General features: G+C 69.4%; 8 protein-coding genes. 4 read left to right on the forward strand and 4 right to left on the reverse strand.

Annotated elements, in window-relative coordinates; genetic code table 11:
• The first annotated feature begins 4 nt into the window (after positions 1–4).
• From TX83_RS20820 to TX83_RS20830, 3 genes are all read left to right on the forward strand, one after another.
• Positions 5–2,380 (forward strand): 3-hydroxyacyl-CoA dehydrogenase/enoyl-CoA hydratase family protein, encoded by a 2,376-nt coding sequence (locus TX83_RS20820; RefSeq protein WP_064749903.1) that lies wholly within the window; start codon positions 5–7, stop codon positions 2,378–2,380.
• A gap of 101 nt (positions 2,381–2,481) precedes the next feature.
• Positions 2,482–3,684 (forward strand): acetyl-CoA C-acyltransferase, encoded by a 1,203-nt coding sequence (locus tag TX83_RS20825; RefSeq protein WP_064749905.1) that lies wholly within the window; start codon positions 2,482–2,484, stop codon positions 3,682–3,684.
• 108 nt (positions 3,685–3,792) lie between these two features.
• Entirely contained in the window at positions 3,793–4,650 is an 858-nt protein-coding gene (locus tag TX83_RS20830) for a hypothetical protein (protein ID WP_064749907.1), read from the forward strand.
• Positions 4,651–5,008: 358 nt separating this feature from the next.
• Here the strand turns inward: TX83_RS20830 and TX83_RS20840 are convergent, their stop codons facing one another.
• Both TX83_RS20840 and TX83_RS20845 read right to left on the reverse strand, forming a co-directional pair.
• Positions 5,009–5,359: a tRNA-binding protein gene (locus TX83_RS20840; protein WP_064749917.1), complete on the reverse strand. Its 351-nt coding sequence runs from the start codon at positions 5,357–5,359 to the stop codon at positions 5,009–5,011.
• A gap of 32 nt (positions 5,360–5,391) precedes the next feature.
• The gene (locus tag TX83_RS20845) at positions 5,392–6,687 is read right to left on the reverse strand and encodes an NAD(P)/FAD-dependent oxidoreductase (protein ID WP_064749910.1); all 1,296 of its coding nucleotides are present in this window, start codon (positions 6,685–6,687) and stop codon (positions 5,392–5,394) included.
• A 66-nt stretch (positions 6,688–6,753) separates the two neighbouring features.
• Between TX83_RS20845 and TX83_RS20850 the strand changes: the two genes are divergently transcribed.
• Positions 6,754–7,185, forward strand: coding sequence for a hypothetical protein (locus tag TX83_RS20850; protein WP_064749912.1), 432 nt, complete (start codon positions 6,754–6,756; stop codon positions 7,183–7,185).
• Between the two features lie 91 nt (positions 7,186–7,276).
• Here the strand turns inward: TX83_RS20850 and galU are convergent, their stop codons facing one another.
• Both galU and TX83_RS24020 read right to left on the reverse strand, forming a co-directional pair.
• Positions 7,277–8,191 carry a UTP--glucose-1-phosphate uridylyltransferase GalU gene (gene galU / locus TX83_RS20855; protein ID WP_064749913.1) on the reverse strand — a complete coding sequence of 305 codons (915 nt, stop codon included), beginning with the start codon at positions 8,189–8,191 and terminating at the stop codon, positions 7,277–7,279.
• Positions 8,191–9,337 (reverse strand): UDP-N-acetylglucosamine 4,6-dehydratase family protein (locus TX83_RS24020; RefSeq protein ID WP_261370232.1); only part of this gene is annotated, 1,147 nt, incomplete at its 5' end. The genes galU and TX83_RS24020, both read right to left, overlap by 1 nt.

A 9,337-nucleotide genomic window follows, 5' to 3' on the forward strand; every position in this document is an offset into this window, starting at 1 on the left:
GACGATGTCCAACCAATTGCTAGTCCGTCGCGCCGCGGTCCTCGGCGCCGGCGTCATGGGCGCCCAGATCGCCGCGCACCTCACCAACGCCGGCGTCGACACGGTCCTGTTCGACCTCGCCGCGAAGGAAGGCGACCCGAACGGGGTGGTCGCCAAGGCCATCGCCAACCTGACCAAGCTGAGCCCGGCGCCGCTGGCGAGCAAGGCCCTGGCCGAGCGCCTGACCGCCGCCAACTACGACACCGGCCTGGAGCAGCTGCGCGACTGCGACCTGGTGATCGAGGCGATCGCCGAACGCATGGACTGGAAGCAGGACCTGTACAAGAAGATCGCCGCCTACGTGCCGGCGCATGCGGTGCTGGCCTCCAACACCTCCGGCCTGGGCATCAACAAGCTCGCCGAAGTGCTGCCGGAAGAGCTGCGCCACCGCTTCCTCGGCGTGCACTTCTTCAACCCGCCGCGCTACATGCACCTGGCCGAGCTGATCCCGGCCAAGACCACCGACGCGGCCGTGCTGGAGGGCCTGGAAACCTTCCTCACCACCACCCTGGGCAAGGGCGTGGTGATCGCCAAGGACACCCCGAACTTCATCGGCAACCGCATCGGCGTGTTCTCGATGCTGGCGGCGATGCACCACACCGAGCAGTTCGGCCTGGGCTTCGACACCGTCGACGCGCTGACCGGCCCGGCGATCGGCCGGCCGAAGTCGGCGACCTTCCGCACCGCCGACGTGGTCGGCCTGGACACCATGGCCCATGTCATCAAGACCATGGCCGACACCCTGCCCGACGACCCGTGGCACGCCTATTTCCAGGCGCCGAAGTGGCTGTCGGCGCTGATCGGCAAGGGCGCGCTGGGCCAGAAGACCGGCGCCGGCGTGTACACCAAGAAGGGCAAGGACATCCTGGTCCTGGACCTGAAGGCGCAGGACTACCGCGCCTCGGCCGGCGAGCTCGACGCCGACGTGGCCGGCCTGCTCAAGGAAAAGGACCCGGCCAAGAAGTTCGCCGCGCTGCGCGCCAGCCAGCACCCGCAGGCGCAGTTCCTGTGGGCGGTGTTCCGCGACAGCTTCCACTACAGCGCCTTCCATCTGGAATCGATCGCCGACACCGCGCGCGACGTCGACTTCGCCATGCGCTGGGGCTACGGCTGGTCGCTGGGCCCGTTCGAGACCTGGCAGGCCGCCGGCTGGAAGCAGGTCGCCGAGTGGATCGCCGAGGACATCGTCGCCGGCAAGGCCATGGCCAGTGCGCCGCTGCCGAACTGGGTGTTCGACGGCCGCGACGGCGTGCACGACGCCAAGGGCAGCTACAGCCCGGGCCGCAACGCGCAGGTGCCGCGCTCGTCCAACCCGGTCTACGCGCGCCAGCGCTTCCCCGACGCCCTGCTCGGCGAGAAGTTCTCGCAGGGCCGCACCGTGTACGAGAACGACGGCATCCGCCTGTGGGCCGACGAAGGCGACGACATCGCCGTGATCAGCTTCAAGACCAAGATGCACACGGTCAACGATCACGTGCTCAACGGCATCCAGGAAGCCATCGCCATCGCCGAGAAGCAGTTCAAGGGCGTGGTGATCTGGCAGCCGAAGGAGCCGTTCTCGGCCGGCGCCGACCTGTCCGGCGCGCTCGGCCTGCTGCAGGCCGGCGACATCAAGGGCTTCGAGGCCATGGTCGCCAACTTCCAGGCCACCAGCCAGCGGATCAAGTACGCGCTGGTGCCGGTGGTCGCGGCGGTGCGCGGCCTGGCCCTGGGCGGCGGCTGCGAGTTCCAGATGCATGCCGCGCGCAGCGTGTTCGCGCTGGAAAGCTACATCGGCCTGGTCGAAGCCGGCGTCGGCCTGCTGCCGGCCGGCGGCGGCCTGAAGGAATTCGCGGTGCGCGCCTCCGAGGCCGCCGGCCCGGGCGGCGACGTGTTCGCCCAGCTCAAGACCGCCTTCGAGAGCGTGGCCATGGGCAAGGTCTCGACCTCGGCCTTCGAAGCGCGCGAGCTCAAGCTGGCCCGCGACGGCGACGCGGTCGTGTTCAACGCCTTCGAGCTGCTGCACGTGGCCAAGGCCCAGGCGCGCGCGCTGGCCGAAAGCGGCTACCGCCCGCCGTTGCCGGCACGCCGCATCCAGGTCGCCGGCGACGTCGGCATCGCCACCTTCAAGATGCTGCTGGTCAACATGCTGGAAGGCCGCTTCATCTCGCCGCACGACTATGAGATCGCCAGCCGCATCGCCACCGTGATCTGCGGCGGCGAGATCGACCGCGGCTCGCTGGTCGACGAGGAATGGCTGCTCAAGCTCGAACGCGAACACTTCGTCGCCCTGGCGCAGATGCCGAAGACGCAGGAACGCATCGCGCACATGCTCAAGACCGGCAAGCCTCTGCGGAATTGAGATCGGGGATTCGAGATTCGGGATTCGCAAAGGCGAGCCCGAATCTCCTGCCCTAGTAACCCCGAATCCCCAATCCCGAATCCCCGCTTTCGGAGAAAGTCATGAAACAAGTGCAAGAAGCCTACATCGTCGCCGCCACCCGCACCCCGGTCGGCAAGGCGCCGCGCGGCGTGTTCCGCAATACCCGTCCGGACGACATGCTCGCCCACGTGCTCAAGTCGGTGGTCGCGCAGGCGCCGAGCATCGACCTGAGCCGCATCGACGACGCGATCATCGGCTGCGCGATGCCGGAAGGCGAGCAAGGCATGAACGTGGCGCGCATCGGCGTGCTGCTGGCCGGCCTGCCCAACACCGTCGCCGCGCAGACCATCAACCGCTTCTGCTCGTCCGGCCTGCAGGCCGTGGCCCTGGCCGCCAACGAGATCCGCCTCGGCAATGCCGATCTGGTCCTGGCCGGCGGCACCGAGTCGATGTCGATGGTGCCGATGATGGGCAACAAGGTCGCCTTGAGCCCGTCGGTGTTCAAGGACGATCATGTCGCCATCGCCTACGGCATGGGCATCACCGCCGAAAAAGTCGCCGAGGAATGGAAGGTCTCGCGCGAAGAGCAGGACGCGTTCGCCCTCGCCTCGCACCAGAAGGCCCTGGCCGCGATCCAGGCCGGCGAATTCAAGAGCGAGATCAGCCCCTACCAGATCGCCTCGCACCTGCCCGACCTGGCCGGCAATACGATCCGCCTCAAGCAGGCGCTGATCGACACCGACGAAGGCCCGCGCCTGGACACCACCCTGGACGGCCTGGGCAAGCTCAAGCCGGTGTTCCGCAACGGCCAGTTCGGCGGCACGGTGACCGCCGGCAACAGCTCGCAGATGAGCGACGGCGCCGCCGCGGTGCTGTTGGCCTCCGAGCAGGCGGTCAAGGACTACGGTCTGACCCCGCTGGCGCGCTTCGTCAGCTTCTCCGTCGCCGGCGTGCGTCCGGAGGTGATGGGCATCGGCCCGATCGCCGCGATCCCGAAGGCGCTCAAGCAGGCCGGCCTGAGCAAGGACCAGCTTGACTGGATCGAGCTCAATGAAGCCTTCGCCGCGCAGGCCCTGGCGGTGATCCGCGACAGCGATCTCGACCCGTCCAAGGTCAACCCGCTCGGCGGCGCGATCGCGCTCGGCCATCCGCTCGGCGCCACCGGCGCGGTGCGCACCGCGACGATCGTGCACGGCCTGCGCCGCCGCCAGCTCAAGTACGGCATGGTGACCATGTGCATCGGCACCGGCATGGGCGCGGCGGGCGTGTTCGAAGCGCTGTAATCGCCGACTGCGGCGCCATCGAGGAACCCCGGAGCGATCCGGGGTTTCTTTTTGCCCGCCAGCGCCGGATGCTGTCGCTCCCGCACCGTCGCCGCAGGGGCGCTCGCGATGCAGCCCATCGTCGCCGTCAAGCATCCGGGCATGTTCGATCCGGCCGAATGGCTGAAGGAAGGCGACGGACTGTTCGCTTCCGCACGCGAACTGCGCGCGCTGTGGCAGGTCCGGCGCAGAGCGCTGAAGCGCCGCCTGCGCGCGCAGCCTCCCGTCCGGATGGCGCCGCGCGAGTGGCAGCGGCTGGAAGGGATGCCGCGCGCCAGCCTGCTGCTGCTCGGCTATGCGGTGGAGATGTACTTGAAGTCCGGCCTGACCGGCGTGTACCGGGGCTGCCGGCCGGCGATGTTCGAGCGCGATCTCAGACGCGTCTATGGCCACGATCTGGGCAAGATCGCGCACGAAATCGACTACCCCGGCGCGCGAGCGCAACGCAGCGACTTCCGCGCGCTGAGGCAAGCGGTCTTGTTCGATGCGCGCTACCCGATCGCGCCGGTCGCCGGCCAGTCCTTTCACGACCAGGTCAATCGGCGCACCGCGCGCATGTGGGACCGGCGCGGGTTCGCGCGCCTGTGCCGGCTCGCGCGCGAGGTGCGCGCGCACGCGTCGCGCATCGACCGCGATCCGGATACGCCTGCGTCCTGGTACCGCGCGGATTTCGACGACGGCGGCTACCTCGCCTTCCGCAGCGGCGGCGGGCTGAGCCCCCGGATCACCTTGCGCCTGGGCCCGACCGGGCACGAGGGCGGCGACCCTCCCGCCTACGAACGGCTGCGGCGCTTGGCCTGCGACGCTCATCCGCAGATCGCCGCGCACTGGGACCGGGCGGCCAAGCGCTACGACGGCGACGACAAGACCGTCGCGATCGGCAGGCACGAAGATCCGGCGCCGCAGTCGGGCGACGGCGAAAGCTGAGCAGGTGCGGGGTTTCGCCCTGCCCCGGCGCTATTTCGGGCAGGCGACGAACTTGCCGTGGCCGTCGCGGCCGCGCTTGGCGACGGTCGGTTTGGCGCAGGCGACGAATTTGCCCCTGGCATCGCGGCAGCGTTCGGCTGCCGCTTTTCCCGCCGCAAGCGCAGCGGCGGCAGACACGGCGGCAGCGGCCGCCAGGCTCAGAGGCAACAGCGCGGCAGCGAGCGGTACGACGAACAGGCGCCGCGCGGAAGATTCCTTCGGGAAGTTCCGACAGCGGATCGCCCGCCCCGCCTGCACGGCCGCCGCTGTCGCGGCCAGGACCCCGGCATTACCGTTGTTTCATCCGCCGGCGCGGCGCTCAGGCCAGCCGGGTGCCGTTGGGCACCGGCCGTTCGATCGCGGTGATGACCACGCCCTCTTCGGTCGGAAACCCGGTCAGCAGAAACTCCGACACGAAAGGCCCGATCTGCTTGGGCGGGAAGTTGATCACCCCGACGATCTGCCGGCCGAGCAGATCCTCGGCCGCGTACAGATGGCGGATCTGCGCGCTGGTCTTGCGGATGCCGTACGGGCCGAAATCGACCCACAGTTTCCACGCCGGCTTGCGCGCCTGCGGAAACGCCTCGACCTGGGTCACGGTGCCGGCGCAGATCAGCACCTTCTCGAAATCGCGCCACTCGATCAGGCCGTGCGCGGCTTCGTCGGTCATGCCGTCGCGGGGCGCGCGGTCGTGGGTCGGGCTCATGCGGTATGTCCTTCGTTGCGGTCTTTCCACCAGTCCTTGAACTGGGCCCAGGCATAACTGATTTGCGCCGCCGCCAGCCCGGCCGGTTTCCATGCCGACACCAGGCCGTAACGGCTCAGCTCGCGCCAGCCCTCGTCGCCTTCCGCGATCGCCGCGGCCAAGCGTTCGCCGGCGAAGGTGGTCGGCGCCACGCCGTGGCCGCCGAAGGCCTGCGCCAGCCACAGGCCGTCGTCGATGCGGCCGATCTGCGGCATCTGGTGGCGGGCGTAACTCATCAAGCCCGACCAGGCGTAGTCGATGCCGACTCCGGCCAATTGCGGAAACACCTTGAGCAGATCGCGGTACAGCAGCCGTTTGACCTGCTCCGGCGAGCGGTCCAGCACCGAGATGCGGCCGCCCCACAGCAGGCGCGTGTCCGGCAACGGCCGATAGTAGTCGAAGGCGAAGCGGGTGTCGTAGACCGCCGCCCGGGTGCGCAACGCGCGCTGCAGGTGCGCGCCGAGCGGCGCGGTGACCATGACATAGGTCGCGATCGGCATCACCGCCGCGTCGACGTCGCGGCGCAGGCCGGCCAGATAACCGCCGCAGGCCAGCACCACCTGTTCGGCCTCGACCTCGCCTTGTGCGGTGCGCACGCGCCAGCCGCTGCCGGCGCGCTGCAGCGACAGCGCCGGCGTGTCCTCGTGCACGGCCACGCCGAGCCGGGACGCCGACGCGGCCAGACCGTGGGCGTATTTGAGCGGGTGGAAATGCAATGCCTGCGGTTCGTACAAAGCATCGTGGTAGCGCTCGCTGCGCACCTGTTCGCGCACTCGCTCGCGCGACCACCACTCCCACTCCACTCCGTAATGCTCGGCCAGCAGGCGCTGGCGCTCGCGCAGCACCTGCGGATCGCGGAACCAGTTGGCCCACAGCACGCCGGCCTCGGTCGCGTCGCAGTCGATACGGTGGGCGTGGATGCGCCGACGAATCAGTTCCACCGCGCCGGTCGTACCCGCATACAAGGCGCGGGCGCGGGCCGGACCCAGCTCGCGCAGCAGCGCGTCCTCGCCGCGCGAGAAACCGCCGAACACGAAGCCGCCGTTGCGCCCCGAGGCGCCGTGACCGACGGATCGCGCCTCCAGCAGCACGACCTCCGGCCAGCCGCGCTCGGCCAAGCCCAAAGCGGTGTTGAGGCCGGCGAAGCCGCCGCCGATCACGCACACCCGGGCGTCGCGGCGCTCGCGCAACGGCGGCCAGGACGGCATCGCTTGCAGGCTGGCGCGATAGAAACTGTCGGCGGGCATGGACATGGGGCGACGGCGGCGGTTTGATGGCGAGATCGATGACGACGATTCGAACGCGATCGCAGCAGAGCCATGGACATCCACCGCGCCGATCTAGCCTACCGCAGACGCAGCCTGGCCTTGCTGGGCGCGCTCGCCCTGTTGTGCGGCCTGGGCCTGTGGCAGTGGCGGGATTGGCTGCTGGCGGTGCAGGCGCATGCACTGGCCAGCCCGGCCGCGGAGGCGCGACGCTGGCTCGGCCTGGCGATCGCGGCGATGCTGGCCGCGCCGGTGCTGCCGCTGGCGCTGTGGGGCCGCAGCCTGCGCCGGCTCGGCCGTGTGGCGGCGGACCAGGGGCGGTTTCCGCCGCGCGAATGGAAGACCTACCGCGACGTGCGCGTGCTGCGCGGCGAGGTCGCCCGGGTGTGGGCGTTGCGCAGCGCCGGGATGGGGCGTGTCGCGCAGATCGCGGCCGGCGGTTGCGCCGCGGCCGCGTCGCTGGCCCTGTTCTGGGCCAAGGGTTAGGAGACAGCGCGCGGGAGCCGGCGAATGGCGAAAGCGGAGCGCCGGCGCTGTTGCTTCGCTATCCCCTCGCCTCCGGCGGTTGCCTGCGGCCTCAGGCCAGATCCTCGACGCCTAGTTCGCTGAGCGCGTTCTGCATCAGCTGGCGCGCCGAATCGCTGAGCTTTTCGTGGTCGAGCGCGTAGCGGATCGTCGCCTCGATCAGGCCCAGATGGGTGCCGCAGTCGAAGCGCGTGCCCTGGAAACGGTAGGCGTTGACGGTTTCCTGCTCCAGCAGGGTGGCGATCGCGTCGGTCAGCTGGATCTCGCCGCCGGCGCCGGGCGTGGTGCTTTCCAGCAATTCGAAGATGCGCGGGTTGAGCACGTAGCGCCCGACCACCGCCAGATTGCTCGGCGCGACCTCGGGCTTGGGCTTCTCGACGATCGCGCGGATCCGGCCTTCGCGCGCCTGGAACCCGTCGGTGGCGACGATGCCGTAGCTGCCGGTCTGCTCGTGCGGTACGTCCTGCACCGCGATCACGCTGGCGCCGCTGGCCTGCGCCGCGTCGGCCATCTGCTTGAGCGCGCCGGGGCCGCGGTTCCAGATCAGGTCGTCCGGCAACACCACCGCGAACGGCTCGTCGCCGATCACTTCCTTGGCGCACAACACTGCATGGCCGAGGCCCAGGGCCTCGGCCTGGGTCACGAACACCGCGCGCACGCCTTCCGGCAACACGTTGCGGATCAGCTCCAACTGTTCGGTCTTGCCCGAGCGTTCGAGCTTGTGCTCTAGCTCGTAGGCCTTGTCGAAGTAGTCGGCCACCGCGTGCTTGTAGCGGTTGGTGACGAACACCAGGGTATCGCAGCCGGCCTCGATGGCCTCGTCGACGGCGTACTGGATCAACGGCCGATCCACGATCGGCAGCATTTCCTTGGGAACGGTCTTGGTGGCGGGAAGGAAACGGGTGCCGAGACCGGCCACCGGGAATACGGCCTTGCGGATGCGCGGCTTCGCGTTGGCTGTAGCCATCAAATCTTCCTGGCGTTACGGGCGGGAAAAGCGACCACCGTAGCCGACTCTTTATAATCGGGGTGTTCTCCGACCGGCTGGAACTCGGGAACCGCCATGCGCAGCAGACTGTTCAGCGCTTCCCGGTCGTAGCGCACGGAGGCCTCGCGCAGCTGTTGCAGCGAACCTTCCAGCGCGGCCATCGACACGTCGCGCGGCTCGGCCTGCAGGATCTTGGGATGCACCGTCGGGCGGTAGCGCTCGTCGGCGTGGAACAAGGTCTCGTGCAGCTTCTCGCCCGGGCGCAGGCCGGTGTAGACGATGGCGATGTCGCGACCCGGGGTCTTGCCGGCCAGGCGGATCATCTGCTCGGCCAGCAGGCGGATCGGCACCGGCTCGCCCATGTCGAGGGTGTAGATCGCCTCATGGGTGCCGATCGCCGAGGCCTGCAGGATCAGCTGGCAGGCCTCGGGAATGGTCATGAAGAAACGGGTCACTTCCGGGTCGGTCACGGTGACCGGGCCGCCGCTGCGGATCTGTTCGCGGAACAACGGCACCACGCTGCCGGCCGAGTCGAGCACGTTGCCGAAGCGCACGGTGACGAAGCGCGTCGCGCGCTGGTCGGCCAGGGCCTGGCAGGTCATCTCGGCCAGGCGCTTGGTCGCGCCGAGCACGTTGACCGGGTCGACCGCCTTGTCGGTGGAGATCAGCACGAAGGTGCCGACGCCGGCCGCGCGGCAGGCCCGAGCCACGGTTTCGGTGGCCAGCACGTTATTGCGCACCGCTTCGCGCAGCTGCGCTTCCAGCAGCGGCACCTGCTTGTAGGCGGCGGCGTGGAAGGCGGCCTCGGGTTCGGCCAGCTTGAGCGCGTACTCGATCACCGCCTTGTCGCCGCAGTCGCCGAGGATCGGAATGAATTCGACGTCGGGGAAGTCGCGGCGCAGCGCGGTCTCGGTGGTGACCAGGGCCAGCTCGTCGATCTCGATCAGGGCGATGCGGCTGGCGCCGTGGCGGGCGCTCTGCCGGCACAGCTCCGAACCGATCGAGCCGCCGGCGCCGGTGACCAGCACCGAACGCGCGCCGAGCCAGCTGCGGATCGCCTTCCAGTCCGGCATCACCGGCTTGCGGCCGAGCAAGTCCTCGATCGCCACTTCCTTCAGCTCGCCC

It is taken from the genome of Lysobacter antibioticus HS124 (assembly GCF_000336385.2).
In the GTDB taxonomy this organism is placed as follows: domain Bacteria; phylum Pseudomonadota; class Gammaproteobacteria; order Xanthomonadales; family Xanthomonadaceae; genus Lysobacter; species Lysobacter firmicutimachus.

What these genes read in the sequence shown, in the direction of transcription:
- TX83_RS20820 (WP_064749903.1), top strand. Translation starts at nt 5, where the DNA reads ATGTCCAACCAATTGCTAGTCCGTCGCGCCGCGGTCCTCGGCGCCGGC.
- TX83_RS20825 (WP_064749905.1), top strand. Translation starts at nt 2,482, where the DNA reads ATGAAACAAGTGCAAGAAGCCTACATCGTCGCCGCCACCCGCACCCCG.
- TX83_RS20830 (WP_064749907.1), top strand. Translation starts at nt 3,793, where the DNA reads ATGCAGCCCATCGTCGCCGTCAAGCATCCGGGCATGTTCGATCCGGCC.
- TX83_RS20840 (WP_064749917.1), bottom strand. Translation starts at nt 5,359, where the DNA reads ATGACCGACGAAGCCGCGCACGGCCTGATCGAGTGGCGCGATTTCGAG.
- TX83_RS20845 (WP_064749910.1), bottom strand. Translation starts at nt 6,687, where the DNA reads ATGTCCATGCCCGCCGACAGTTTCTATCGCGCCAGCCTGCAAGCGATG.
- TX83_RS20850 (WP_064749912.1), top strand. Translation starts at nt 6,754, where the DNA reads ATGGACATCCACCGCGCCGATCTAGCCTACCGCAGACGCAGCCTGGCC.
- galU (WP_064749913.1), bottom strand. Translation starts at nt 8,191, where the DNA reads ATGGCTACAGCCAACGCGAAGCCGCGCATCCGCAAGGCCGTATTCCCG.